The sequence below is a fragment of the Mesorhizobium sp. B264B1B genome (assembly GCF_020165765.1).
Classification (GTDB): domain Bacteria; phylum Pseudomonadota; class Alphaproteobacteria; order Rhizobiales; family Rhizobiaceae; genus Mesorhizobium.
In genome coordinates this window covers 130,666-157,034 of record NZ_JAIUIS010000006.1, presented here as the reverse complement: position 1 = coordinate 157,034, position 26,369 = coordinate 130,666, and the positions used below count along the sequence as shown (strand labels likewise).

At 65.0% G+C, this 26,369-nt stretch carries 25 protein-coding genes and 1 pseudogene; 20 read left to right on the top strand and 6 right to left on the bottom strand.

Annotated elements, in window-relative coordinates:
- Positions 1–25 precede the first annotated feature (25 nt).
- The 7 genes and pseudogenes from LB547_RS14500 to LB547_RS14470 all read left to right on the top strand — a co-directional run bounded on the left by LB547_RS14500 (position 26) and on the right by LB547_RS14470 (position 4,237).
- The gene (locus LB547_RS14500; protein ID WP_140496943.1) at positions 26–568 is read left to right on the top strand and encodes an RNA polymerase sigma factor; all 543 of its coding nucleotides are present in this window, start codon (positions 26–28) and stop codon (positions 566–568) included.
- Complete coding sequence (locus LB547_RS14495; RefSeq protein WP_181165287.1) at positions 561–707, top strand: hypothetical protein; 147 nt, start codon at positions 561–563, stop codon at positions 705–707. The genes LB547_RS14500 and LB547_RS14495 overlap by 8 nt, the downstream gene beginning before the upstream one ends.
- Entirely contained in the window at positions 700–1,149 is a 450-nt protein-coding gene (locus tag LB547_RS14490; RefSeq protein ID WP_140759406.1) for a hypothetical protein, read from the top strand. Before LB547_RS14495 ends, LB547_RS14490 begins: the two co-directional genes overlap by 8 nt.
- The gene (locus LB547_RS14485) at positions 1,146–1,595 is read left to right on the top strand and encodes a periplasmic heavy metal sensor (RefSeq protein WP_140496947.1); all 450 of its coding nucleotides are present in this window, start codon (positions 1,146–1,148) and stop codon (positions 1,593–1,595) included. Before LB547_RS14490 ends, LB547_RS14485 begins: the two co-directional genes overlap by 4 nt.
- A gap of 107 nt (positions 1,596–1,702) precedes the next feature.
- On the top strand, positions 1,703–1,999 hold the full coding sequence (locus tag LB547_RS14480) for a GCG_CRPN prefix-to-repeats domain-containing protein (RefSeq protein WP_140496949.1): 297 nt from the start codon (positions 1,703–1,705) through the stop codon (positions 1,997–1,999).
- A gap of 169 nt (positions 2,000–2,168) precedes the next feature.
- Positions 2,169–2,402, top strand: a pseudogene (locus tag LB547_RS14475) (hypothetical protein); the annotation flags it as partial.
- A 95-nt stretch (positions 2,403–2,497) separates the two neighbouring features.
- Positions 2,498–4,237 (top strand): sulfatase-like hydrolase/transferase, encoded by a 1,740-nt coding sequence (locus tag LB547_RS14470; RefSeq protein ID WP_224655871.1) that lies wholly within the window; start codon positions 2,498–2,500, stop codon positions 4,235–4,237.
- Between the two features lie 15 nt (positions 4,238–4,252).
- On the opposite strand, the gene LB547_RS14465 is transcribed toward LB547_RS14470, so the two are convergent.
- From LB547_RS14465 to LB547_RS14445, 5 genes are all read right to left on the bottom strand, one after another.
- Complete coding sequence (locus LB547_RS14465; protein ID WP_140759404.1) at positions 4,253–5,836, bottom strand: indolepyruvate oxidoreductase subunit beta family protein; 1,584 nt, start codon at positions 5,834–5,836, stop codon at positions 4,253–4,255.
- Entirely contained in the window at positions 5,829–7,982 is a 2,154-nt protein-coding gene (locus LB547_RS14460) for an indolepyruvate ferredoxin oxidoreductase subunit alpha (protein ID WP_140759402.1), read from the bottom strand. The genes LB547_RS14465 and LB547_RS14460 overlap by 8 nt, the downstream gene beginning before the upstream one ends.
- A gap of 45 nt (positions 7,983–8,027) precedes the next feature.
- Positions 8,028–8,510: a MarR family winged helix-turn-helix transcriptional regulator gene (locus LB547_RS14455; RefSeq protein WP_140496955.1), complete on the bottom strand. Its 483-nt coding sequence runs from the start codon at positions 8,508–8,510 to the stop codon at positions 8,028–8,030.
- Positions 8,510–10,081 carry a phytoene desaturase family protein gene (locus LB547_RS14450; RefSeq protein ID WP_140759400.1) on the bottom strand — a complete coding sequence of 524 codons (1,572 nt, stop codon included), beginning with the start codon at positions 10,079–10,081 and terminating at the stop codon, positions 8,510–8,512. The genes LB547_RS14455 and LB547_RS14450 overlap by 1 nt, the downstream gene beginning before the upstream one ends.
- A 305-nt stretch (positions 10,082–10,386) precedes the next feature.
- Positions 10,387–11,178 (bottom strand): cyclase family protein, encoded by a 792-nt coding sequence (locus tag LB547_RS14445; protein ID WP_140496959.1) that lies wholly within the window; start codon positions 11,176–11,178, stop codon positions 10,387–10,389.
- A 118-nt stretch (positions 11,179–11,296) separates the two neighbouring features.
- On the opposite strand from LB547_RS14445, the gene LB547_RS14440 reads away from it, so the two are divergent.
- From LB547_RS14440 to LB547_RS14380, 13 genes are all read left to right on the top strand, one after another.
- Positions 11,297–12,871, top strand: a complete 1,575-nt coding sequence (locus LB547_RS14440) for a phytoene desaturase family protein (RefSeq protein WP_140759398.1) — start codon at positions 11,297–11,299, stop codon at positions 12,869–12,871.
- 112 nt (positions 12,872–12,983) lie between these two features.
- Positions 12,984–14,513, top strand: a complete 1,530-nt coding sequence (locus LB547_RS14435) for an ABC transporter substrate-binding protein (RefSeq protein ID WP_140556779.1) — start codon at positions 12,984–12,986, stop codon at positions 14,511–14,513.
- Between the two features lie 88 nt (positions 14,514–14,601).
- Positions 14,602–15,609: an ABC transporter permease gene (locus LB547_RS14430; protein WP_140523763.1), complete on the top strand. Its 1,008-nt coding sequence runs from the start codon at positions 14,602–14,604 to the stop codon at positions 15,607–15,609.
- A complete protein-coding gene (locus tag LB547_RS14425) occupies positions 15,602–16,450 on the top strand; it encodes an ABC transporter permease (RefSeq protein ID WP_140759396.1) in 849 nt (282 codons plus the stop codon). Before LB547_RS14430 ends, LB547_RS14425 begins: the two co-directional genes overlap by 8 nt.
- On the top strand, positions 16,447–17,325 hold the full coding sequence (locus tag LB547_RS14420) for an ABC transporter ATP-binding protein (protein ID WP_140759394.1): 879 nt from the start codon (positions 16,447–16,449) through the stop codon (positions 17,323–17,325). The genes LB547_RS14425 and LB547_RS14420 overlap by 4 nt, the downstream gene beginning before the upstream one ends.
- Positions 17,318–18,154, top strand: a complete 837-nt coding sequence (locus LB547_RS14415; protein ID WP_140556782.1) for an ATP-binding cassette domain-containing protein — start codon at positions 17,318–17,320, stop codon at positions 18,152–18,154. The genes LB547_RS14420 and LB547_RS14415 overlap by 8 nt, the downstream gene beginning before the upstream one ends.
- A gap of 80 nt (positions 18,155–18,234) precedes the next feature.
- Positions 18,235–18,834 (top strand): VOC family protein, encoded by a 600-nt coding sequence (locus LB547_RS14410; protein WP_140496973.1) that lies wholly within the window; start codon positions 18,235–18,237, stop codon positions 18,832–18,834.
- Positions 18,835–18,973: 139 nt separating this feature from the next.
- Entirely contained in the window at positions 18,974–21,268 is a 2,295-nt protein-coding gene (locus tag LB547_RS14405) for a bifunctional salicylyl-CoA 5-hydroxylase/oxidoreductase (RefSeq protein ID WP_140759392.1), read from the top strand.
- A complete protein-coding gene (locus tag LB547_RS14400; RefSeq protein WP_140759390.1) occupies positions 21,265–22,038 on the top strand; it encodes an SDR family NAD(P)-dependent oxidoreductase in 774 nt (257 codons plus the stop codon). The genes LB547_RS14405 and LB547_RS14400 overlap by 4 nt, the downstream gene beginning before the upstream one ends.
- Positions 22,032–22,502 (top strand): MarR family winged helix-turn-helix transcriptional regulator, encoded by a 471-nt coding sequence (locus LB547_RS14395; RefSeq protein ID WP_140513060.1) that lies wholly within the window; start codon positions 22,032–22,034, stop codon positions 22,500–22,502. The genes LB547_RS14400 and LB547_RS14395 overlap by 7 nt, the downstream gene beginning before the upstream one ends.
- Positions 22,499–23,311 (top strand): enoyl-CoA hydratase family protein, encoded by an 813-nt coding sequence (locus LB547_RS14390; RefSeq protein WP_140759388.1) that lies wholly within the window; start codon positions 22,499–22,501, stop codon positions 23,309–23,311. The genes LB547_RS14395 and LB547_RS14390 overlap by 4 nt, the downstream gene beginning before the upstream one ends.
- Positions 23,312–23,521: 210 nt before the next feature.
- The gene (locus LB547_RS14385) at positions 23,522–24,670 is read left to right on the top strand and encodes an acyl-CoA dehydrogenase family protein (RefSeq protein WP_140496983.1); all 1,149 of its coding nucleotides are present in this window, start codon (positions 23,522–23,524) and stop codon (positions 24,668–24,670) included.
- A 57-nt stretch (positions 24,671–24,727) separates the two neighbouring features.
- Positions 24,728–25,123: a RidA family protein gene (locus tag LB547_RS14380; RefSeq protein ID WP_140496985.1), complete on the top strand. Its 396-nt coding sequence runs from the start codon at positions 24,728–24,730 to the stop codon at positions 25,121–25,123.
- A 91-nt stretch (positions 25,124–25,214) separates the two neighbouring features.
- Here LB547_RS14380 and LB547_RS14375 read toward each other — a convergent pair whose 3' ends face one another.
- Complete coding sequence (locus LB547_RS14375) at positions 25,215–26,309, bottom strand: LLM class flavin-dependent oxidoreductase (protein WP_140649417.1); 1,095 nt, start codon at positions 26,307–26,309, stop codon at positions 25,215–25,217.
- Positions 26,310–26,369 lie beyond the last annotated feature (60 nt).

The window sequence follows — 26,369 nt, the reverse complement described above, 5'->3', positions numbered from 1 at the left end:
ATGACCATCAGGGGTGCGCCAGCCGATGAGCGCGGATCCGGACGAGGAGCTGGTTCGCCGTGTCGGCGCCGGCGATCCGGCGGCCGTGCAAACGCTCGTCGCGCGCAAACTGCCGCGTATCCTGGCGCTTGCCGTGCGCATGCTGGGCGACACGGCAGAAGCCGAGGATGTCGCGCAGGAGACCTTCGTCCGAATCTGGCGCCATGCCTCGGGCTGGCGGCGCGGCAATGCACGCTTCGACACCTGGATCCACCGGGTGACGCTGAACCTCTGCTACGACCGGCTGCGCCGCCGCCGCGAATGGGTGACAGACGATCTGCCGGAGGTGATGGACCCGGCGCCGCTTCCGGATGCCCAGCCGCGGGAAGACGCGCAGCGCGTCGAACAGGCCCTGCAAGCCATCGCCCCGCGCCAGCGCGAAGCCATCATCCTGGTCTACTATCAGGACATGTCGAACATCGAGGCGGCCACGACCCTGGAGATCAGCGTCGATGCCCTGGAGAGCCTGCTTTCGCGCGGCCGCAGGGCGTTGCAGGCGATCCTGGCCAGGGACGGTGTCCATGAATGAAAACCGCGCCGCCATGAAGGCGCAGCGTTCGCGCCTTGCCGACACCGCCTGGCGGCCGGCTCCGATGATCGCCGCGCCGTGCGGGCACGCGATGCCAGCGGGCAAGGGGCCAACAGGCAAGGGAAAGACCGATGTCTGACCGATCCAGGGACGCACCGACGATGGATGCCGAACGCTTTGCCGTGCTGGCGGCAGCCTATGGCGGCGACTTGCGGCGATGGCCACAGGCCGAACGCGCGGCGGGCAGCATCCTTGCCGCAAGCGACGCGGGCGCGGCTATTCTGAGGAATGCCGGCAAGCTCGACGCCCTGCTCGACAGCTATCGCGTCGAGGCGCCCGGCAAGGCGCTGCACGGCGGCATAGTGAGGGCTGCCGACCGGCATCTTGCCCAACGCTCGCGCCAGCGTTTGTGGTGGCTGGGACTGGGACTTGCCGGCATCGGCCTGGCCGGCGCGGTTGCCGGATCGGCTTTGGTGATCGTCGCCACGCCTGAGGTTCAGCCCGATCAGTATGTGCTGGACGCCAATACGACGGCGTTCGGCGATGCCGGTCCCGACGACACGATCGAGGAAAACCTATGAGCACGGGCCGCAAGCTCCTCATCGCGTCCGTGGCGCTGAACGTCTTCCTGGCCGGCGCCCTTGCCGGCGGCGCAGTCTGGCTGAGAAGTGGCAAGGCGGGCCAGGGCTATTCGCTGGAAGCGGTCGGAGGCCGGCTTCCGGACCAGGAACGCAGGATATTCCGCAAGGCGTTGCGTGAGGTCCGGCGCGAATCCCGCCAGGTCATCCTCGACGGCCAGCAGGCCAGGCGCGAGGCCGCCGACCTGCTGCGGCAGCCCACCCTCGACACGGCAGCCCTGACAGCCGCGCTCGAGCGGGCCCGCAACGCCGACGTCACCATGCGCATGCGGCTGGAGCAGCGCATCGTCGAGTTCGCCGCGGCAAGTTCGGCAGAGGATCGCGGCGTTCTGGCTGAGGGGCTGACAAGACGCGCCGGGTTGCCGCCGGCGCCAAAAAAATCGCCATAAGCACCGACGGAATGCGCCGAAGCCGCCGTTTAAGGCAAGAAGGGCACACCTGCCGGACAGCTTGGTGCGAACAGGTTTTCAACTTCGAGACCATTTGGAGTATCGTCATGAACCGTCTGACACAATACGCGGCCGCCGCCGCGCTTGCCTTGACCGGAACGGCCGCGACCGTTGCGGCGGCATCCGCCACGCCGATGCTGGCCCAGCCAAGCGCCCCGGCGCTGATCGAGCATGTGGCATGGGGTTGCGGCCCCGGCTGGCATCCCAACCACTGGGGGCGCTGCGTGCCCAATCGGGGGGTTGTGTATCCGCGTTATTACCGGCCCGGCCCGGTCTTCCACGTCTGGCACCCCCATCCTGTCTGGCACCCACATCGGGTCTGGCACCGCTGGCGTCACTGGTAAGCGTGCGCGGGGGCCAGCCGCTTCACCGGCCTGGCCCCCTCGACCGCAGCAACCGATCCGACCTGAGCGCATCGCGCCGAAAACGGGTTCATGCGCCGCGCTGGGCCTGAACAAGGAGCTGACGTGGCTATCCCGGCCAAAGGCTCCATGCCGCCGGACGCCGCCCTGGTCGGTGGTGCTGCTCGCCGGCGGCGCGATCAAGGGCGGCCGCGTCATAGCCGACTGGCCGGGCCTGAAGCCGGCCCAGCTCTACGAGCAGCGCGACCTGGCGCCGACCAGCGATGTCAGGGCGGTGCTGAAAGGCCTGCTCGCCGACCAGTTCGGGCTTTCGGCGGCGGTGCTCGGCGACAAGGTGTTCCCGGAGTCCGCGGCGATGAAGCCGATGCGCGATCTGGTCGTCTGAATTGCCGTTGCACACGGCGATTAAGGTTAAATTTACTATGGAATTGTTCGAAAGCTGCAAATGACACAAAGCTCCCCCCAAAGGAACGCACAGACATGTTCGTGGGGAAAGCCATATCTCGACTTCAAGGGTCTTTGCGGGCCTTCTGCCATCCGCTGGCGCTGGTGCTGATCAGCCTTGCGGGCGTTTTTGGCGCCGGCCGGGCCGAGCATGAATGGCTGTCGGTGCCGTTCTCGCTGACATTGGTGGCGGCGCTCGCGGGAGCGGTGTTCCTGACATCGGGGCGCCTTGCCTTTTCCGTCTATCTCGCCTGGATGGCCGTTGCCCTGGTGACGCTGATCTCGGCGGTCAAATTCCGGATGAAGGGGTTCTCGCTGCACTTCTACGACACGATCTTCGTGTCCACGGATCCGGGAGTGTATCGCTTCCTGCTCGGCTCCTATCTCCACCTCATCCTGCCTGTCGCCGCGGTGTTGGTGCTTGGCATCGCCGCAGCGATCCTGATCTTTCGCGCCGACCGGAAGCTTGGCTGGCCCGCATCGGCGCGCGCCCTGCTTCTGGCCGTCCTCGTCACGCTGGTGCCGCTGACCTTTCCCGCCGAGGCTTCGAAGGACCGGTACTTCTACTATATGCAGGGCCGGCACATGTCGGCCTTCTTCATCTCACTGGTGGATCTGCGCAACCTGGTCGTCGAGCCGGCGTTCGAGCAGCGGCTGCAGGCCGTCGCGCCACAGCCACCCTTCGCCGACACGGTCGACTGCGGCGACCGGGCAGCGCTTCCCGATATTTTCTTCGTGTTGAGCGAAAGCCAGTCCGATCCAAGCTATTTTCCGCAGATCGCCAGTGGCCCGGGATTCCTGCAGCGATTTGCACCTGCCGCCGGCGAGCCCCGCCCGATGCAGGTCGAGACGTTCGGCGGCGGCACCTGGATCAGCAATTTGTCCTTGATGACCGGGGTTTCGGCCAGCGATTTCGGCTGGCGAAGTCCCTATCTGACGATCACGCTACAGGATAAGGTCGCCGGCGCGTTGCCGGAGTTGCTGGCGCGCTGCGGCTATCGAACGGCCGCCATGACGCCGATGGACTTTACCTTCGTCAACGAGGGGCCTTTCTTGAAGTCGATCGGGTTCGAGAACGTCCTCGACATCAAGGATATCGCCGCGCCCTTCTACCATCTGCGCGACAGTTTCTATTACCACGCGGCGGAGGCATTCATCGCCAGGCACCGCCGGGAAGACGGCCGGCCACTGTTCCTCGAAATCCAGACCATGTTTCCGCACTCGCCCTATGAGGGGCGGATGGAGCCGGGATTGAAGATGGAAGGCGAGCCTTTCGCGGACGATTTCCAGGTCGGCGAATATCTGCGCCGCATGGCGATCGCGCGCGGCGACCTTCAGGATTTTCTCAAGCAACGGGAAGCGGAGGCCGGCACGCGCGGCGCCGTGGTGCTCGAATTCGGCGACCACCAGTCCTCGGCGACCAAACCGTTTGTCGATGCGACCGCAGGCAGTGACGCGCTGGCCAAGCTTGACTCGCTCGCCTATCGCACCTTCTACACCCTCACGACGTTCCATCATCCACTGCGTCACCCGATGCCCGATATGGCGTCGCTCGATATTGCCTTTCTCAGCGCAAGCCTGCTCGATGCCGCCGGCCTGCCGATGTCACCCGTCATGTCTGATCTGGTGCGGTTGCGTGACCATTGCGGCGGCAGGTTCCATGGCTGTGCTGACCGGGCCGAGGTGGATGCACATCTGCGCCGCCGCGCCGATTCAGGACTGCTGCATCTTTTCCCGCAAGCTGCGCCGCTTCATTCACAAGTCGAAACACGGTGACGGCGCGACGCGGCCTCAGTGTGTCGGCCCGGCCCCCAGCGTCGCCACCGTCTTGAGGGCGCCGTCGAGCATGTCGCCCTTCTCGTCCTTCAGCGCCGCCTCGCGCAACCGCCTGATCCAGTCAGCGGCGTCGGCGCGCCCCTTGAGCAGGTCGAGCGCCGACAGCACGCGGTCGAACTTCGACTGGGCACGGACATGGGTGTCGCTGTAGCCCTTGATCAGCCGGCGGCAGTTCAGGATCTCGACGGCCAACGCATAGTCCTCACGCGCATGGCCCAGCGCCAGCGCGTACCAGCTCTCCAGATGCGCGGCTTCTACCTTGTGGCGCAGCAGGCGGCGGCGCCAGCGGCGCAGGCCGCCGATGAACCACAGAGCGGTGAAACCGGCAAAACTATCGGTACGGATGCGCCGGCCGCGATTGATGCGACGGTCAAGGAAGGCGGCGAGCTTCGGCCGGTTCTCGATGTAGCTGCCCAGCCCCGCCGGCAGCGTGCCGCAGAACTCCTCGATGCGCGGATGGAAATACTCGGTCACCTGCAGGACCGAGCCATCCCTGACGCCGACCTCCTTGCGCACGCGCCTGTCGCGGGTCGAGCGCGTCTTCAGGTCGGCGACGCGGATCATGTCGTCGTAGCATAGGGCGTTCGCCAAATGCTTGGCGGCGGCGATCGAGAGGGCATAGGCTCGATCAGGCCCGTCCAGCACGACGGCTTTGTCCAGGCGGTCGAGATATTCGCGTCCGTAGGCAATGTCCTGATAGTCCACGACCTTTCGCAGACCGCGCAGCGCCATGTCGCGCACCGCCACGGGCATCACGTCGATGCGGGCGGCCAGGGCCTGCCAGCCCCGCAGGAGGTCTTGCGGGCCACTCACCTGTCCAGCGGCCAGGGCGGAGCCGACGACAGCTGCTTCCGCCGGTTTTGGCGCAGCCGATGATGCCGTGCCGCGCGCGCGATCACAGGCGGCGGCGAAGGCGGCGAGGCTGGCCTTGACGCCGCGGCCACCGGCGCCGATCGCCTCCTGGTAGCTTTCGCGCGTGAACGGCAGAGCGTCGGAGCCGGCCAGCGCGCCAAGCAGACTGGCCGAGATCATCGAGCCGCTGTCGGCGGCGATCTTTTCCATATCGAAAGCGATGAAGCGCTTCGATGCGGCTTCAGCCGTCGCGTGCACCTTCGACGACGACGCCCTGCCGTCGCCGGGCTCGATCTTTTCCGATACGGCGGCGATGCGGTGCGAGGAAGTGATCAGCGTCGTGCGGTCGGGAGTGACAAAGCCGCGGATAATGGCGCGGCCGGCTTCCATCAGCTCGGCAGCGATCAAAATGTCGACGTCGCCTTGTGAGGGCGACAGCGCGAAGACCGGCAGGCGGCCGGTGTCACGGGCCATCTCGACATAGTAGATGGTGGCGCCGGTGCGCTGGGCGACGCCGGCCACCGAGGTCGATTGCGCGACGTAACCGTTGCGCTCCGCGACGTCGGTGATCCAGTCGGCAAGCACGCCGCCGCCCTGGCCGCCGACGGCAAGCACCGCAAGCTTGATAACGCGTTCGTCGGCGGCGGCGCCAGCCTTCGGGCGCAGTGTAGCGTTGGGATCAAGCATCGGCGAACATCAGACGGCGGCCCTCGCGGCGACGCTGCAAAAGGCCAATGACCGCGCGCCGGGTGCTCTCGAGGACGCGGTCCCAACGGCTCGGATTGTGCACGACGTCGGCGCGATAAAAGGACGGGCACAGCACCGCCGCGTCCGCCACCTCGCCGCAATTGCCGCAGCCGACGCAGTTCTGGTCGATGCTTGCGACAGGATCGTCGCGCAGCGGATCGTCGAGCGACTTCACCGACAGCGACGGGCAGCCGGACAGCCGCATGCAGGCGTGGTCGCCGGTGCAGATATCCTCATCGACGCCGAACTTCGGTTTGACGACGCGCGTCCCGCCCTTGATCGCCTTGTCGACCAGAGGCTTTTCGCGACGCTGGCGGTTGAGCATGCATTCCGACGAGGCGACGACGACTTTCGGGCCTTTCTCGTCCGTGGTCAGCGCCTCGCGCAGCGTGTCCTGCATCTTGCCGACGTCATAGGTGCGGTCGACATGGCGCAGCCACTTGACGCCCATGCCTTTCACGGCCTCGGTGATGGGATGCTTCGTCGACTTGGTCTTGTTGCCGGCGCGGGACGACAGGATGTCCTGCCCTCCCGTCGCGGCCGAGTAGAAATTGTCGACGATGACGATGACCCCGTCGTTCTTGTTGAACACCGCGTTGCCGATCGAGGAGGTCAGGCCATTGTGCCAGAAGCCGCCATCGCCGACGAAGGAGATCGAGCGGCGCTTGGCGTCGGGCGAATTGAAGGCCGAGGCCGAGGCCGGGCCGAGCCCGTAGCCCATTGTGGTGGCGCCGAGTTCGAAGGGCGGCATGATCGAGAACAGGTGGCAGCCGATGTCGGACGCGATATGGTGCTTGCCGAGTTCCTGTTCGACCAGTTTTGTCGCGGCAAAGATCGGCCGCTCCGGGCAGCCGATGCAGAAACCGGGCGGTCGACCTGGAACGACATTGATCAGGTCCGCCGTGTCGACGCCGTCGCCGACCTTGTTGGGAGCCCGCACTTCGCCGGGCAGAAGATGCGGCGCCTCGGTGCGCAGGAAGGCGCCGATGCCGTCGAGCATGACCTGGCCGGTATATTCGCCGGCCATCGGCAGGTGCTCCTTGCCGACCAGGCGGGTGCCACGCCCGGCCTTGTGCAGCATGGCGGCAAAGGCCTGTTCGATGTAGTTGGGCTGGCCTTCCTCGACGACCAGCACCGCCTGCTTGCCTTCGCAGAAGGACAGAAACTCGTCGTCGATCAACGGATATACGGCATTGAGCACGTAGAGCGGCACGTCGGTCTCGCCATAGGTGTCGGCAAGGCCGAGCCGCTGCAAAGCGCGGATGACGGAATTGTACATGCCGCCCTGCATGACGATGCCGACGGAGCCGTGATCGGAACCGAAGATCTCGTTGATCTTGCGGCTCTTGATGAAATCCACCGCCGCCGGCCAGCGCTTCGCGACCTTCTCCTTCTCGTGCAGGAAGGAAGCGGGCGGCAGCACGATGCGGCCGGTGTCGCGGCGGGGCGCCTCCAGCGCATCGGCCACCGTCATCGGCGGCCGCTTGTTGTCTTTGGCGGTGAAATGACCGTGGACATGGCAGCAGCGGATGCGCACCTGCAGCATGACAGGCGTGTTGGAGGCCTCGGACAACTCGAAGCCGTCTTCCACGGCCTTGACGATCGAGGGCAGGTTCGGGCGCGGGTCGAGCAGCCAGACCTGGCTCTTCATGGCGAAGGCATGGCTGCGCTCCTGCATGATCGAGGAGCCCTCGCCATAGTCCTCGCCGACGATGATCAACGCACCGCCGGTGACGCCGCCGGAGGCGAGGTTGGCGAGCGCGTCGGAGGCGACGTTGGTGCCGACCGTCGACTTGAAGGTCGCCGCGCCGCGGATCGGATAATGCACCGAGGCCGCCAGCATGGCGGTGGCGGTGGCTTCCGAGGCGCTGGCCTCGAAATGCACGCCAAGCTCGCCCAGAATGCCCTGCGCGTCGGCCAGCACGTCCATCAGATGGCTGATCGGCGCACCCTGGTAGCCGCCGACATAGCCAACGCCGCATTGCAGCAGCGCCTTGGTGATGGCGAGGATGCCTTCGCCGGCAAATTCCTCGCCGGCGCCGAGCCTCAGCTTTTCGACTTCCTTGGCAAAAGACCGTTCGGCCATTTTTGGCCTCCTTCCGTTGCCGCCCGGCTTCGGCGGCGCGTAGCTCTAGATGTCGTGCTTGCGAATGTTCTTCAGCATCTTCTGCAATGTCGCGATCAGCGCTGCATATTCGGCGTCGTCGACATCGTCGAACATGGCCTCGAAAGCGTCATGCATGGCCGGCCAGGCGCGGGTGAACTCGGTGCGGCCTTCGTCGGTCAGGAACACATGGCGGATGCGACTGTCGCTAACCCCCTGCTCGCGCCGCACAAGCCCCTGCCCCTCAAGCGTGTCGAGCGTGCGGCTCAAGGTGGACTGCTCGATCACCGTATAGACCGAGAGGTCGTTGACGGTGACGCCGTCGGTGACCGACAGCACCGCGAGCGCCCGCACCTGCGAAATGGTCAGGCCCTGCTTGCGGAAATCGTCGCGCAAGGTGGCGTTGTAGCGGCCCATGATGCGGTTCATCAGATAGGGCGCGAATTGCTGCAGGCCGATCTGACCCAAGGTCGATATGCGCTGGCGCTTTTCCGCGATTTTCTGCTCCATCATAGTCTCCCCGCCAGGAGAAAGCCGGAGCCGCCGCCGAGGCCCGCGCCCGGATGGGTCGAGGCGCCGATATGGTAGAGGTTCTTGATGCCGGTCTGGTGATTGCGGCTGGTCTTGAACGGCCGCCACAGGAAGGACTGGTCGACGGTCGAGGACCCGCCATAGGGGTCGCCGCCGACCAGATTGATGTTCATCGCTTCGAGATCGGCAGGCGAATAGGCGCGGCGCGCGATGACGCTGTCCTTGAAGCCATCGATATGACTGGCAAGGATCGCTTCGGCGCGATCGGCATAGGCCTCGCGCAGCGCGTCGGTCCATTGCCCGTCCGCCGGCGCCTGCAGCTTGCCGGCGGCATCACCCTTGATGTGACGGGGCGCCTCGGGCAGTTGCAGCCACAGGATCGCCTTGCCTTGTGGGCAACGCGAGGGATCGAGCGCGTGCGGCTGGCCGACGCAGATGGTCGGCACTTCGGGCAGCATGCCCCGCACCGCCTCGTTGCAGGCCTTCGATACCCCGTCCAACCCAGGCGTCAGATGCAGCAGCGCCACCTTGTCCAACCCCTGGCCTCGCCATGAAGGCGGCTTGTCGAGGGCATAGTGGATCTGGAAATTGCCTTTGCCGTAGCGGTATTTTTGCGTCGCTTCGACGTCGGTTTTGGGGCCGTCACTGCCGAGCAGCCGACCGTAAAGCTGCGTTGGCGTGACCGAGCAGATGACGCTCTTCTTCGCATGGACGGTTTCGCCCGAGGCCAGCCGCACGCCGGTGGCGCGACCTTCGGTCAGGATGATCGAGGCAACGTCGGCCTCGGTGGAGATGACCCCGCCGCGCTCTTTGACAAGCGCCTCGAACGCCGACAGCAGGTTCTTCGCCCCGCCCTTGACGATCGGCGCGCCCGCAGCCTCCAGCGCGAAGGCGATGACCTTGGCGATCTGGCCGGAGAAAGCATCTTCCGGCCCAAGTCCGGCATGCAGCACCCACGGTGCCCATAGCGCCCGTATGGTTTCGGACCGATAGGTGCTTTCCAGCCATCCGCGCGCCGGCACCAGCGCATCGCCGAGAAAGGCGGCCAGCCCGCGCGGGCTCCGCCGCCAGGCATCACCGGCGAGCAGCGTCATTGTCGGATAAGACCAAAGGCTGCCACCGAGCAGGCCGAACAGCAGCCCGGCATTGCGCTCGATGCCGCCGACATCCTCGGCGTGCCGGTCGCCGTCGCCTGCCGCGAGGGCGTTGAGGGCGGCGATGTTGGCGGCGCGGTCGGTTCTAAGCACCACATGGCTGCCGTCCGGGCGCAGCACGCCGGTCGGCGTCGTCGCGTGGCAGAATTCCAGCCCGTGCCGCGCGAGATCCTTGCCCAGCGCCGCATAGGCCGGCGAGGTGATGAACAGCACGAAGGTCGTCGCCATCACATCATGGATGAAGCCGGGCGCGGTGATTTCCTCGGTGCGCATGCAACCACCGATGCGGTCGTTGCGCTCCAGCACCAGCACCTTGGCGCCCTTGCCGCCGAGCATCGCCGCGCACACCAGCGCGTTGATGCCGCTGCCGACGATGATGTGGTCGGGGGCGTTCATGGGTGGCTGCCCCCGGCCGGCCGAAGGTAGGGTTCAAACACGCGATGTCGAGTTCCGTCGCGCCCCCCTCTGTCCTGCCGGACATCTCCCCCACAAGGGGGGAGATCGAATGTCGTCTCGGATTTCGCCAATCTCCAGCGCTGAAGGAATGAGCGGGGCGCGGAAGCAGCCAATCTCCCCCCTCGTGGGGGAGATGTCCGGCAGGACAGAGGGGGGCGCCGTAGAGCGCCAGCGTTGCCCTTCTCCCACCTCGTCACTGCATAATCGCCCGCGCGCATGATCTTCTCCCGAAGATCCACTTCGCCCTATTTGCCCGGCACCAGCGCCAGGGCGCGGATCGGGCTGCCGGTGCCGTGCTCGATCTTGAGCGGCGCGGCGATCAGGATGGCCCCCTTCGGCGGCAACTGGTCGAGGTTGCACAGGCTGGCCAGACCATAGCGGTTGGCCTTGTGCATCAGCGTGTGGGCCGGGAATGGCGGCTCCATGCCGCCGGCCTTGCCGGCATCGGTGCCGATCGTCTCCGAGCCCCAGCCCTTGATGTCCTTGCTGATCAGGAACTGGATTGCTTCCGCCGTCGGGCCGGGCGTGTGTGGGCCGGTCTCGTTGGCGTTGAGGAATTCGGCTTCCGAGCCGTTGCGCTTGTACCAGTCGGTGCGCATCACCACCCATTCGCCGGCGTTGATGGCGCCATGCTTGGCTTCCCACGCCTTGATGTGATCGACGGTGAGCAGGAAATCATGGTCTGCGGCGGCTTCCTTGGAGCAGTCGATGACATTGACCGGACCAATAAAGTTCTGCGCCGGAATGGTGTCGGTGGCGCCATCCGGATAATCCTTGCCGCTGATCCAGTGCTGCGGCGCGTCGAAATGCGTGCCCGAGTGTTCGCCGAGCTTCAGCCAGTTCCAGGCCCACCAGGGACCATTCTTGTCGTAACGGGAGATGTTATGGATCTCGACCTTCGGCGTGTCGACGGCAAGTTCCGGCGGCAGCTTGATCAGCGGCGTGTCAGGACCGAGCGGCGCCGACAGGTCGACCACCTTGATGGCGCCTGAAAGAAGCTGGCCGGCGACTTCGCCGAGGAGTTGTTGCGTGTCCATGGTCTCTGTTCCCTCTTGTCTGATGTGCTGAAGACTCGTTTCGGCCCTTAATATCCTACTAGACGAAAACATATGCATCTGCAATTATCTTTAAGCATAAAGGAAATGGGTGCGGGGCGTGAGCGAGTTCGACGCCATCTTTGTCGGGGCGGGCCACAACAGTCTGGCTTGCGCCGCGCATCTGGCACTCAAAGGCTGGAAAACCGGGGTTTTTGAGCGCAGTGCAACGATCGGCGGCGCCGTCCAGACCCGCGAGTTCACGCTGCCGGGTTTTCGGCACGATTTCGGTGCGATGAATCTGAGCCTGTTCGCCGGCTCGGCCTTCCACCGGAAATATGCAAATGAATTGAACGCCCACGGGCTGGAATTCGCGCCGGTCGCCGACTGTTTCGCCAGCGCCTTCCCGGACGGACGCTGGTTCGGCGTCAGCAACGATCTGGAAAAGACGGCCGCGCGCATGGCTGCCTTCTCCGCCGCCGATGCCGCCACGTGGCGCAAGCTGGTCGCCGCCTTCCCGGCGGAAGCAGAGCATCTGTTTCGCCTCTTGGGGTCACCGATGAGCGCCCGCGCCCTTGCCGGCACGGTGTGGAACCTTTGGCGCAAGAAGGGCCTCGCCGGCGCGCTCGACACCGGGCGCCTGCTGCTTTCCTCGCCCCGCGCGTGGCTGGAGGAGACTTTCGAGTCGCCCCATGTGCGGGCGACGCTCGCCACCTGGGGCATGCATCTCGACTTTGCGCCCGACATCGCAGGCGGTGCCGTGTTCCCTTATCTGGAATCCATGGCCAACCAGAGTTTCGGCATGGTGCTGGGCAAGGGCGGCGCCCACACCATCATTCGTGCCTTATCGGGGATGGTCACGGGCGCCGGCGGCAAGATCTTCACCAACGCCGAGGTGGCCGAAATCACGGTTTCGGCCGGCAAGGCGACGGGTGTGCGGCTCAAGTCCGGTGAGACGCACACGGCCACCAGGGCGGTCATTGCCGGCGTTGCACCCAAGGCGTTGGCCGGCACGCTTTTGCCCAACGGTTCCGGCGACGCCGGCTTCGACACGGCGATGCAAAAATTCCGCCACGCGCCGGGCACCATGATGATCCATCTGGCGCTGGACGATCTGCCGGACTGGCGCGCCGGCGCCGAGTTGCGGCAGTTCGCCTATGTGCATCTGTCACCGTCGCTCGACGCCATGTCGCGCACCTATCAGCAGGCGATGGCGGGCGTGCTGCCGGACGAGCCGGTGCTGGTCCTCGGCCAACCAACCGCGGTCGATCCGTCGCGCGCGCCTCAAGGCAAGCATGTGCTGTGGGTGCAGGTGCGCATGCTGCCGGCAGAAATCCTTGGCGACGCCGCCGGCAAGATCACGCCCGCGCATTGGGATCAGGTCAAGGATCGCTATGCCGAGCGCGTGCTCGACATCGTCGAAACCTACGCGCCCGGCCTGCGAGCCAAGATCCTTGGCCAGGCCGTGTTCTCGCCCATCGACCTCGAGCGCGAGAACCCGAACCTCGTCGGCGGCGACCAGGTTTGTGGTAGCCACCACCTGGCACAGAATTTCCTGTTTCGCCCGGCACGCGGCTACGCCGGTTGGAACACGCCTGTGGCCAATCTGCATCTCACCGGTGCCGCCACATGGCCGGGCGCCGGCACGGGTGCCGCCTCGGGCTTCATGCTGGCGCAACAGCTTGGCGGGAGGTAGCAGCCGAAAGGCATTGGGGTGGAGCAAGGCAAGGTACGGTTGCCCAGGGAACCCACTGATCAAACAACGAAGCCGTGCACGGAAAACAGAAAAACCAACAAGGGGAACGACCATGACAATCAACAGACGCGAATTGCTCGGATACGGTGCCGCCGCACTCGGGGCGACGGCCATCGGCCTGCCGAAGATCGCCGGGGCGGCGGCCGGCGAACTGACCATCGCCTACAATGTCAACCTGCCGTCCTGGGATCCGACCACCGGACCTTCGGCGGTCAACCCGACCATCCAGGGCCTCTACCAGTCGGTGTTCGATCAGTTCATCCCGCAGAAGCCGGACCTGTCCTTCGCGCCGGGGCTGCTCACCGAGTGGGGCTGGAATGACGACCGCACCAAGATCATGATGACGGTGCGCGAGGGCGTAACCTGGCATGACGGCTCGCCGTTCACGCCCGAGGACGTGGTCTGGTCGTTGCAGCGGGCCGGCGATGAAAAGACCGGCAACCCGATCCAGTTCGTGTGGAAGAACGTCAACAACTTCAAGATCGAGGGCAACAAGATCACGGGCGATGTCGTGCAGTTCGACCCGGTCTACTTCAAGTGGATGTCGTTCCTCACGGGCTACATCATGCCGAAGGCCTATTACGAGAAGGTGGGCGCCGAAGGTTTCGAAAAGGCTCCGATCGGCACCGGCCCGTACATGGTCGAGAAGTTCGAACGCAACGCCTTCCTGCGGCTGAAGGCCAATCCGAAGTACTGGGGCGGCAAGCCGGCATTCGAGAACGTGACGATCAAATTCGTCACAGACGCGGCGAGCCGTGTCGCCGAAATCGAGTCCGGCTCCTCGCAGGTGACGCTCGAGATTCCCTATGAGGAGTATGACCGCCTGATCGCCAAGGACGGTCTTGCCGGCTCGATCAAGAATGTTTCCGACATCGGCATGATCTTCTTCAACGACGTCGAGGCGATGCTGGACAAGAACGTGCGCCAGGCAGCCGTCATGGCGGTCGACAAGGAGCTTCTGGTCAAGCGGCTGCTGCGCGGCTACGGCCAGCCGCTCGCCACGCTGGAAACGCCGGAATACGCGGCCTACGACGCGTCGATCAAGGTCGAGCACAATCCGGAAAAGGCCAAGCAATTGCTGGCCGCTTCCGGCTATTCGCCGGAGAAGCCGGTCAAGTTCACCATCCAGACGACCAAGGGCTTCAAGCCCAAGGACTACGAGATGATCCAGGCGATCGTCGGCATGTGGCGCAAGGTCGGCATCGAGGCCACCATTGAAGTCTACGAGATCGCCAAGCATTACGAATTGCGCGCCGCCGACAAGCTGGCGCCGGCGGCCTTCTACAACTGGGGCAACGCCATCGGCGACCCGACCACCTCGACCGGCTTTGCCATGTATGGACCGAGCCCGCACTCGGTGTGGGACAGCCAGGATCTGATCGACATGATCAACCCGCTGTGGGGTGAGAAGGACGAGGCCAAGCGCATCGCCGGCTGGAAGGCGGTGGACAAATACATCGCCGAGCAAGCCTATGTGCTGCCGCTGATGCAGTATGCGCAGCCGATCGTGCATGCCAAGGGCGTCAACGTCGTGCAGCATGTGTCCGGCGCGCTGTTGCCGGCCCTGATGACCCCGGCCTGATATCGGCCGGGCTTGCCGCGCGCCGTCCATAGCGTCGGCGCGCATCTTCTTTCGGCATACGAGCCTCCGGGCTCCAGCAAAGATTTACATGCTCCTGCAACGGTTCCTGATCCGTCTTTTGACGATGCTGATCACGCTGTTCGGCGTGGCCGTCGTCGTCTTTGTCGTGATCCGCATCGCTCCCGGCGATCCGATAGCCATGATGCTGCCGCCCGGCGCATCCGATGCCGATATCGCCCGGCTGCGGGCGCTCTACGGCCTCGACAAGACGATCATCGAGCAGTTCTTCATCTGGCTGTCCGGCGTCGTCAAAGGCGATTTCGGCACCTCGATCTCGCTTCGGCAAGACGTGCTCGGGCTTGTCTTCAACCGGCTGCCGGCAACGCTGGAGCTTGCCATCGTCGCGCTTGTCATGGCGGTGGCGATCGGGGGGACGACGGCCATCCTCGGCGCCCGCGAACGAGGCACGGCGGTGGAAGCCGGCATCGACATCGCCAGCGGGGCAGCACTTTCCATTCCCGATTTCCTCTGGGGCCTGGTGCTGATCCTGCTGTTCGGCGTGCTGGTGCCGATCTTCGACATTTCCGGGCGGGTCTCGCCGCAGCTAGACCTGCCCTTCGTCAGCCAGTTCTATCTGTTCGAAAGCTTGCTTCGGCTGCGCCTCGATCTCACATGGGATCTCCTGAAGCACATGCTGATGCCGGCGGTGGCATTGGCATTGCCGCTGGGGGCGATCATCTCGCAGCTGTTGAAACAGTCGCTGAAGGAAGTGCTCGACCTCGACTATGTCGTGCTGGCGCGGGTGAAGGGTTTTTCGGAAACGCAGGTCATCCTACGCGAGGCGCTGAAGAATGCCGCCCTGCCCACGCTGACGCTGGTCGGCGTGCAGTTCACCTTCCTGATCGGCGGCACGGTCATCGTCGAGCGGCTGTTTTCCTATGAGGGCCTCGGCAACATGGCGATCGACGCCGTCATCAACCGCGACCTGCCGCTGATCCAGGGCATCGTGCTGGTCTTCGCGCTGTTGTTCGTGCTGATCAATCTCGCCGTGGACATGATGTATGCGCTGCTCAATCCGAGGCTGCGCCATGGATGAGAGGCGCATCTCGAGACACGGCTCAAGCGCCAGGCTTTGGCTGGCCGGCGGCTGGCTGCTGCTGGCGCTGCTGGCGGCGATCCTGGCGCCGCTGGTCGCGCCGCAGGACCCGCTTGCGCAGGATCTTATGCTCGAACGTTTGCCGCCGTTCTGGCTCGATGGCGCGGAGCCCGGCTATTGGCTGGGCACCGACAGCCTCGGCCGGGATCTCTTGTCACGCCTGATCTTCGGCGGGCGCATCGCCTTCATCGTTGCGTTCGCCGCCGCCAGCGCCGCCTGCCTTGTCGGCTCGACCCTGGGCTTGATCGCTGGCTATTTCGGCGGCTGGGCCGACCGCATCATCTCGCGCATCGTCGATGTCTGGATGGCATTCCCGCCGGTGCTGTTCGCCATCCTTTTGGTTGCTGTACTCGGCACGGGTTTGAGCTCTGTCATCCTGGCGATCGCGATCATCGACTGGACGCGTTTCTGCCGGGTCATCCGCGCCGAGGCGATGGGCCAGTCGCGCATGGACTATGTCGAGAACGCCCGCATCGCCGGCTATGGCCGCATCGGCATCATGCTGCGCGAAGTGCTGCCCAATGTGGTGCCATCGATCGTGGCGCTGCTGTCGCTGGAAATGGGCATCGCCGTCATCGTCGAGGCGATCCTGTCTTTCGTCAACCTGTCGATCTCGACCGACGACCCGACCTGGGGCGGCATCATCGCCGAGGGCCGGCTGTCGATCCACCAGGCCTGGTGGGTGCTGGTATTCCCGCTGATCACGCTGATCCTGACCGTGCTGTCGTTCAGCCAGTTCGGCGAGGCGCTGAAGACACGTTTCGATCCGGTGCTGCGATGAGCGCCTGTCTCGATATCAAGGAGTTGAGCGCCGTGCTGCCGAACGGCCAGCGCGTGCTGCGCTCGGTGTCGCTTGCCGTGCAGCCCGGCGAAGTGCGAGCACTGGTCGGTGAAAGCGGCGCCGGCAAGACGATGATCGGCAAGGCGGTACTTGGCGTCTTGCCGTCGAGCGTGCGCATCGTCGAGGGCGATATGCGGCTCGAGGGCGAAGACCTCGGCAAGCTCAACCCGAAGGCACGGCGCACGCTGATCGGCGCGCGCACCGCACTGATCCCGCAGGATCCGCTGACCGCGCTCAACCCGTCGCGCCGCATCGGCCCGCAAACGACCGACCGGCTGGTGCGCATCCTCGGCTGGAGCGGCAAGAGGGCCGAAACCCGCATCCGGCAATTGCTGGACGAGGTGCAGATCCGTGACCCCGACCGGGTACTGAAAAGCTACCCGCACGAGCTTTCCGGCGGCATGCGCCAGCGCGTGCTGATCGCCGCAGCCTTCGCCGCCGAGCCCCGGCTGATCGTCGCCGACGAGCCGACCACGGCGCTCGACGTCACCGTGCAGAAGCAGATCCTGCGGCTCATCGCTGCGTTGCAGCGCGAGCACGGCACGGCGATCCTGTTCGTCACCCACGACCTCGGCGTCGTCTCCAAGATCAGCCAGAAGGTCTCGGTGCTCTATGCCGGCAAGGTCGTGGAAGAGGCCGCAACAGCTGCCCTCTTCGCGGCACCGCAGCACCCCTACACACGGGCACTGATGGCGGCAACGCCGCGCTACACCGATCCCCTCGCCTCGCTAAAGCCGGTCGACGAGGCAGTGCTGGCCGGGCTTGCCGCGGAGATTGCGGCCGCGGACCAGGCGTGGAGGCGACCGCATGGCTGAGCCGCTGTTTTCCGTGCGCGGCCTGAAAGTCGCGCTGCCCGACATGACCCGCAAGCCGCTGATCGGCCGCGCGCCGCTGGCGGAAATCCTAAAAGGCCTGGACTTTGACCTGCCCAAGGGATCGGTGACCGGCATCGTCGGCGAGTCCGGATCCGGCAAGTCGACGCTCGGCCGTGCCCTGGTACGACTGCTGGAGCCCAGCGCCGGCAGCATCAGCTTCGAGCGCCTCGACATCACGCATCTGCCGGAGGCGGAGTTGCGGCCGCTGCGCCGCGATCTGCAGATGATCTTCCAGGATCCTATGTCGTCGCTCAACCCGCGCCGCACCATTGCCAGCATCATTGCCGCGCCGCTGAAGCAGAACGGGCTTGGCGACAATCTCAGGGACCGCGTGGCCGAGGCCTTGCAGCGCGTCGGCCTGCCGCAGAGCTTCGCCGGCCGCTACCGCCACGAACTGTCGGGCGGCCAGCGCCAGCGCGTCGGCATAGCGCGCGCGCTGGCGCTGGCGCCGAAATTCGTGCTGGCCGACGAGATCGTCTCCGGCCTCGACGTCTCGACGCAGGCGCAGATCCTCACCCTTCTGGAGAAACTGGCGGAGGAGATGGGGCTGACGGTCGCCTTCATCAGCCACGATCTGTCGGTCATCCGGCGGCTGTGCCGGCAGGTCATCGTCATGCGCGAAGGCAGGATCGTCGAAGCGAGCGCGACGGACGCTCTCTTCGAAAATCCCCGACAGACCTACACGCGCGACCTGATCGCGGCCATCCCACTGCCCGAAATCGACGACGGCTGGCTGGATATTCCTTCCGCTGCCAAGGCTCCGACATGAATGCATACGCACGCCGAAAAGCGGGCTCGGATGTGCGACCGGCCAATGACAAAGCCCCGCCAAATGGAGGAGAAACTGACATGAAGACAATAATTCGAAATGCAGCACTCGCTGCCGCCATCCTCGGCAGCACCGGTATGGCGGCAGCAAGCTCGATCCCCGGCATGCGCGGGCACGACCACACCGGCATCACGGTTCCCGACATGAAGCAGGCGGTCGATTTCTTCACCGACGTGGTCGGCTGCAAGAAGGCAATGTCGTTCGGCCCGTTCGCCGACGACAAGGGCACCTTCATGCAGGATCTTCTCGGCGTCGATCCGAAGGCTGTCATCGAGCAGGTCACCATGGTTCGCTGCGGCACGGGGTCGAACATAGAGCTGTTCAAATACACCGCGCCGGACCAGAAGGACCTGACACCGAAGAACAGCGACATTGGCGGTTTTCACATCGCCTTCTATGTCGACGACGTCGCGGCGGCGAAAGCCTATCTCGAGGCCAAGGGCGTAAAGACCAGGTTGGGGCCGCTGCCGGTCAAGGAAGGACCCGCCGCCGGCCAGACCATCCTTTACTTCCAGGCGCCTTGGGGCTTGCAGCTGGAAGCGATCAGCTATCCCGACGGCATGGCTTACGAGAAGGGTGCCGAGACGGTGCTGTGGAGCCCGAAGAACCCGGAAAAGTGACCCCACGGGCCGCGCGCGGCGATGCGCGAGCGCGCGGCCCGCTATTTCGCATAATCGTTTCGATATAAAACTTTAAGCTTGAAATATCTTGGCCCCGGCGCGATACTGAAACCAAGCAAGCGAAGAGGAGATCGCACAGATGAAGGTTGCGGTTCTCGGCGGCGGACCAGCCGGCCTTTACTTCGCCATTTCGATGAAGCTGAGGGACGCCGCGCACGATGTGACGGTTTTCGAGCGTAATCGCGCCGACGACACGTTCGGCTGGGGCGTCGTTCTGTCAGCCGAAACGCTCGAGAATCTGGCCAGGAACGATCCGGTCAGCGCCGTCTGGATCAAGAAGCATTTTGCGTATTGGGACGACATCGCCGTGGTCCATGACGGCGTGCGCACTGTATCCTCAGGCCATGGCTTCTGCGGCATCGGCCGCAAGCGGCTCTTGATCCTGTTGCAACGGCGCGCACGCGAGCTCGGTGTCAGGCTGATGTTCGAGACCGACATCGCCGATCCCCGGCCCTATATGGAGACGCATGACCTGGTCGTCGCCGCAGACGGGCTGAATTCCAGGGCGCGCAACAGCTTCGTCGACATCTTCAAGCCCGACATCGACACGCGCAAATGCAAGTTCGTGTGGCTCGGCACCCACCAGAAATTCGACGACGCCTTCACCTTCATCTTCGAAAAGACCGAGCATGGCTGGGTGTGGGCGCACGCCTACCAGTTCGACAGCGACACCGCGACCTTCATCGTCGAGTGCAGCGAACAGACCTGGGCCGCCTTCGGCTTCGGCGCCATGACGCAGCAGGAATCCATCGCCGTCTGCGAGCGCATCTTCGAAAAGCATCTTGGCGGCCACAAGCTGATGACCAATGCCAACCACATCAGGGGTTCGGCCTGGATCAATTTCCCGCGCGTGCTGTGCGAGCGCTGGTCGTCTGAGAATCTGGCGCTGATGGGCGACGCGGCGGCTTCAGCGCATTTCTCGATCGGCTCCGGCACCAAGCTGGCGCTGGAAAGCGCGGTTGCGCTGGCCGAGTATGTCGAAACCGAACCGGACCTCGACGCCGCCTTCCGCAAATATGAGGATGCGCGCCGCACCGAGGTGCTGAAGCTGCAGTCGGCGGCACGCAATTCGCTCGAATGGTTCGAGGAAGTCGAGCGCTATCTCGGCCTCGATCCGGTGCAGTTCAACTATTCGCTGCTGACCCGTTCGCAGCGCATCAGCCACGAAAACCTACGGCTGCGCGACGCGGAGTGGCTTGAAAGCGCGGAGGAATGGTTCCAGCGCCAGGCGGGCGCCGGCGCCAACAGGCTGCGCCGCGCGCCAATGTTCGCGCCCTTCAAGCTGCGCGACATGCGGCTCAGCAACCGCGTGGTCGTCTCGCCGATGGCGCAGTACAAGGCCGTCGACGGCTGCCCGACGGACTGGCATTTCACGCACTATGCCGAGCGTGCCAAGGGCGGCGCCGGGCTCATCTATATCGAGATGACCTGCGTCAGCCCCGAAGGGCGGATCACGCCCGGCTGCCCGGGCTTCTATGCGCCCGAACATGAGGCGGCGTGGAAACGGCTGGTCGATTTCGTCCATACCGAGACCGAGGCGAAGATCTGCGCACAGATCGGCCATTCCGGCGCCAAGGGTTCGACCCAGGTTGGGTGGGAAGGCACGGACGTGCCGCTCGCCTCGGGTAACTGGCCAGTCATGGCGGCATCGGCGGTCGCTTGGTCGCCGCAGAATCAGGTGCCGAAGGCGATGGACCGCGCCGACATGGACAGAGTGCGCGACGAGTTCGTGGCTTCGGCTGAGATGGCCGACCGCTGCGGCTTCGACATGCTCGAGATCCACGCCGCGCACGGCTATCTCCTGTCGTCCTTCATCACGCCGGTCACCAACCGGCGCACGGATGCGTATGGCGGTTCGCTGGAAAACCGCATGCGATATCCCCTTGAAATCTTTCGCGCCGTACGCGCCGCCTGGCCGGCGCAGAAGCCGATCTCAATGCGCATTTCGGCCAATGACTGGGTCGGCATCGAAGGCGTAACACCCGCCGACGCCGTCGAGATCGCGCGGCTGTTGCATGAGGCCGGCGTCGACATTTGCGACGTCTCGGCAGGACAAACTTCGGTGCTGGCAAAGCCGGTCTATGGCCGCATGTTCCAGACGCCGTTTTCCGACCGCATCCGCAACGAGGTCGGCATGGCGACGATGGCGGTCGGCAACATCTATGAGCCGGACCATGTCAATTCGATCCTGATGGCCGGCCGCGCCGACCTGGTGGCGCTGGCACGGCCGCATCTGGCCGATCCCTACTGGACGCTGCATGCGGCGGTGGCGCTCGGCGACCGTGGCGTGAAATGGCCGGATCCTTATCTGCCGGGGCGCGACCAGATCTACCGACTGGCCGAACGCGACGCCTCAGCGGGGCTGAAAGTATGACGGCCGCCGCGATGATCGCCGGCAGCCATGCCCTTGTCACCGGCGGCGGGTCTGGTGTCGGCCGAGCGATCGCTCTGGCGCTGGCTGGTGCCGGCATGGACGTCACGATTTGCGGCCGGCGCGAGGCGGAGCTGGCCAAGGTAGCTGGCGAAAGCAAAGGCATTTTCGCCATCACTGCCGATGTCACCAGTGAGGCGGCGATGGCATCGCTTTACGAGACGGCGGAGGCCGCGCGTGGGCCGTTCGACATCGTCGTCGCCAATGCCGGCATGGCGGGCAGCACGCCGGCGCACAGGACCACGCTGGCCGACTGGCAGCGCACGCTCGATGTCAACCTGACCGGCGCCTTTCTGACGGTGAAGCCAGCGCTCGCCGGCATGGCCGCGCGCAAGGCAGGCCGCATCGTCTTCATCGCGTCTACCGCCGGACTGAAGGGCTACGCGTATGTCGCGCCTTACGTGGCGGCCAAGCATGGCGTCGTCGGTCTGATGAGGGCGCTGGCCGCCGAGACGGCGAAATCCGGCGTGACCGTCAATGCGGTGTGCCCGGGGTTTGTCGAGACGGACATGCTGGACGAGTCCATTGAGCGGATCGTGGAAAAAACCGGCCGCTCGACTGAACAGGCGCGGGCGAGCCTTGCCGCGACCAATCCGCAAGGCCGCTTCATCCGGCCGCAGGAAATTGCCGCTGCCGTGCTGTGGCTGTGCGGCGATGCGGCGGCGTCGATCACCGGACAGGCAATTTCGATCTCAGGAGGCGAAACATGGTAGCCGGCCCCCTGCCCGCGCCGTCGGGACCCGGCAAGGACCGCTTGCGGCTGTGGATCAGGCTGCTGCGCGCCTCGCGCACGATCGAGGCCGAACTGCGCGAGCGGCTGAAGAAGGAATTCAACACGACGTTGCCGCGCTTCGACGTGATGGCCGCGCTCTACCGTGCGCCCGAAGGCATGCTGATGAGCGATCTGTCGCGCTTCCTGCTGGTGTCCAACGGCAATGTCACGGGCATCGTCGATCGGCTCGTATCCGAGGGGCTGGTCGCCCGCGCCCGCCGCAATGGCGACCGCCGCACCTCGATGGTGCGGCTGACGGATGAAGGCTCCAAATCCTTCGCCGTCATCGCTGCCGCTCACGAGGGCTGGGTCGGCGAATTGCTGGGCAAGGTGAGCGAGGACGACGCACGCCGGCTGACCGGCATGCTGACCTCGTTCCGCAGCAACTGGGAGGGACGCGAATGAGCAAGATGGTCGGCTTCAAGCCGAAGCATTTCCTCTGGCAGGTCGAAGGCCGGATCGCCAAGGTCCGGCTCGACCGGCCGGAGCGCAAGAACCCGCTGACCTTCGACAGCTATGCGGAACTGCGCGATACATTCCGCGACCTCGTCTATGCCGACGATGTCGATGCCGTGGTGTTCCTGTCCAATGGCGGGAATTTCTGCTCCGGCGGCGATGTCCACGATATTATCGGCCCGCTGGTCAAGATGGACATGAAGCAGCTCCTGGCCTTCACCCGCATGACCGGCGATTTCGTAAAGGCGATGCTGAATTGCGGCAAGCCGATCATCGCGGCGGTCGACGGCGTGGCGGTCGGCGCCGGCGCCATCATCGCCATGAGCTCCGACATCCGCATCGCCACGCCGGACGCCAAGACGGCATTCCTGTTCACCCGCGTCGGTCTTGCCGGCTGCGACATGGGAGCCTGCGCGATCCTGCCGCGCATCATCGGCCAGGGCCGCGCCGCCGAACTGCTCTACACCGGCCGCAACATGACGGCTGCCGAAGGCGAGCGCTGGGGGTTCTACAACAGATTGGTCGATGCCGCATCGCTCGAGGCCGACGCGCTCGACATGGCGGCGCGCATCGTCTCCGGCCCGACCTTCGCCCACGGCATCACCAAGACGCAGTTGAACCAGGAATGGTCGATGGGCCTTGACCAGGCGATCGAGGCGGAAGCTCAGGCGCAAGCGATCTGCATGCAGACGCGCGATTTCGAGCGGGCATACAAGGCCTTCGTTGCCAAGGAAAAGCCGGTGTTCGAGGGGAATTGAGGATGAGCGGTTTTTGCCCAGGCACCCCCCTCTGGCCTGCCGGCCATCTCCCCCGCAAGGGGGGAGATTGGCAGCCTCAGCGTCGCCGCTCCTTCGGCAACGTCTATTATTGGCGAAAACATGACCGCCAGATGATCTCCCCCCTTGCGGGGGAGATGGCCGGCAGGCCAGAGGGGGGTGTGAAGGAACTCGGCGCAGAAGGAGATAGGCATGCCTGACCGCTCCTTCCTCGACTGGCCCTTCTTCGAAGACCGTCATCGCGAACTGGCCGAGCACCTCGAAGCATGGTGCGCGAAGAACCTACCCGTCGATCACCATGACGTCGACGCCGCCTGCCGCGAGCTGGTGCAAAAACTCGGCCGGGACGGCTGGCTGAAACCGACGGCGCTCGACACCGACAATCCGGGACCGCTCGACGTGCGCACCTTGTGCATCACGCGCGAGACGCTGGCGCGGCATGACGGGCTCGCGGATTTCGCCTTCGCCATGCAAGGGCTCGGCACCGGAGCGCTCAGCCTGTTCGGCACGCCGCAGCAGCAGCAATGGCTTTTGAAGACGCGCGCCGGCAAGGTCATTTCCGCCTTTGCGCTGTCGGAGCCGCGCTCGGGATCGGATGTCGCCAATATGGAGATGACAGCGACCCGCGATGGTGACGGCTATGTCCTGTCGGGCGAAAAGACCTGGATCTCCAATGGCGGCATCGCCGATCTCTATGTCGTCTTTGCCCGCACAGGCGAGGCACCCGCCGCCAAGGGGCTATCAGCCTTCATCGTGCCCGGGGACAGCAAGGGCCTCGGCATCGCGGAGCGCCTGGAAGTCATAGCGCCGCATCCGCTGGCACGACTGTCTTTCGATCAGGTCCGCCTGCCCGCCTCGGCGCTGATCGGCAAACCGGGCGACGGCTTTCGCATCGCCATGTCGGTGCTCGACGTGTTCCGCTCGACCGTCGGCGCGGCGGCACTCGGCTTTGCTCGCCGCGCACTCGATGAAAGCATCAAGCGGGTGGCCGAACGCAAGCTGTTCGGCGCGCCGATGGCCGAGCTGCAGATGGTGCAGGGCCATATCGCCGACATGGCGCTCGACGTCGATGCCGCGGCGCTTTTGGTCTACCGCGCCGCCTGGACCAAGGACATGGGCGCGGCGCGGGTGACGCGCGAGGCGGCGATGGCCAAACTGTTCGCCACGGACAAGGCGCAAGAGGTGATCGATAAAGCGGTGCAACTGCATGGCGGCGACGGCGTCCGCAAGGGTCATATCGTCGAAGGCCTGTATCGCGAGATCCGCGCGCTGCGCATCTATGAGGGTGCTTCCGACGTGCAGAAGGTGGTGATCGCGCGACAGGTGATGGGGGCGGCCTGACTCCGGTCACGTCAAGGTTTGGACGGTTTCGAACGCGGATATTGCGGAGAGTTTGAAATGCACGAGATTCTGCAGCCGGATGGCTGGGCCAAGCCGGTCGGTTACTCCAATGGCGTAGCGGCTCGCGGGCGGCTTGTCTTCGTCGGCGGACAGGTCGGCTGGAATGGGCAGTGCCAGTTCGAGACCGACGATTTCGTCGGCCAGGTGCGGCAGACGCTTCAAAATATCGTCGCGGTGCTGGCGGAGGCCGGAGCTGAGCCGCGGCACATCACGTCAATGACGTGGTATTTCACCGATAAGAGCGAATATCTGGCCAATCTCAGGGGTATAGGCGAGGCCTATCGCAAGGTGATCGGCCGGCATTTCCCGGCGATGGCCGCGATGCAGGTGATGGCACTGGTCGAGGACCGAGCCAAGGTGGAGATCCAGGCCACCGCGGTTATTCCGGAATAATCGGCCGTCGCTTCGTCATCCTGGGTGCAGCAAGGAGCGTAGCGATACGGCGCAGACCCCAGGATGAGAAATCAGGAAGGCATCGGCCAGACTATTTTCCGCGAAGGCCGGCCCGCTCCAGCAGCGGCAGCACGTGATCGCAGAAATAGGGGAGTTCCTGCGTGTAGTTGACGAAGGACAGCGCAATGCCCTGGTAGCCATGCCCGGCAATGGCGACCATATCGGCGGCGATCGTTTCGGGCGTTCCGACCAAAGGATAGGTGCCGGCGCCGCCGGCGAAACGCTGGCGGTAGCGGTCATAGGCATACGGGTCGTGCGACCGCGAGAATTCCTTCTTGCCGGCCATATGGGCATCGACCGCCTCACGGTCGGCCAGATCGACGGCATAGCGCGTGTAATAGGCCTGCGCCTCCTCCATCGTCGGCCGGCAGACGACATGCGCCACGGTGTAGACGCCGACCTCGCGGCCAGCCTTGTCGGCCCGCTCACTGATATCGGCGACATGTTTGCCGGCATCGTCCATTTCGGAAAAGGTCGTGAACAGATAGTCGCAACGGGCGGCGGCGAAATCGCGGCCCGGACCGCCGAAAGCCGCGTTCATCGTCACCGGGCGCGGAACTTGCAGGCTGGCCGGCCGGCTGACCGCCTCCTTGAGACGATAATAAGTGCCCTCATAGTCGAGAGGTTCAGCCGACGCATAAAGCCTTTCCAGAATTTCGATCCATTCGGCGGCCTGATCATACCCCTTCTCGACCAGCGGCGTGCCGAACATGCCGAATTCCTTCGGGTTCCAGCCGCAGACGATGTTGAGGCCGGCACGGCCCTGGCTGATATGATCGACCGTCGCCAGCGCCTTGGCGGCGTACAGCGGATGCACGAGGGGCACATGCACGGTCATGAACAGGCCGATCTGCTGGGTGGCCACACTGAGCGCCGCCGCCCAGGTGAAGGTCTCGAACGACCATTCGCGCACCCTGTTGCGGCCGCCAAAGCCGCGCCAGCGCGCAATCGGCAGCAGGAATTCCAGCCCCGCGCGGTCGGCGATCTGCGCCGCCGTCAGATTGTCGTGCCAGCTTGCCGTCCAGCGTTCAGGCACATCCGATATGGCAAGGCCGCCATCGGCATTGGTCGAGAAGACGCCGAGCTTCAGTCTGTTTGGGCGGTGCAGGGGATGCGCTTTGATCATGTCCGGAACTCGCGGCGGGAGATCGACACGCTAGGCCCGCGCGAAAATATTTCAAGCCTG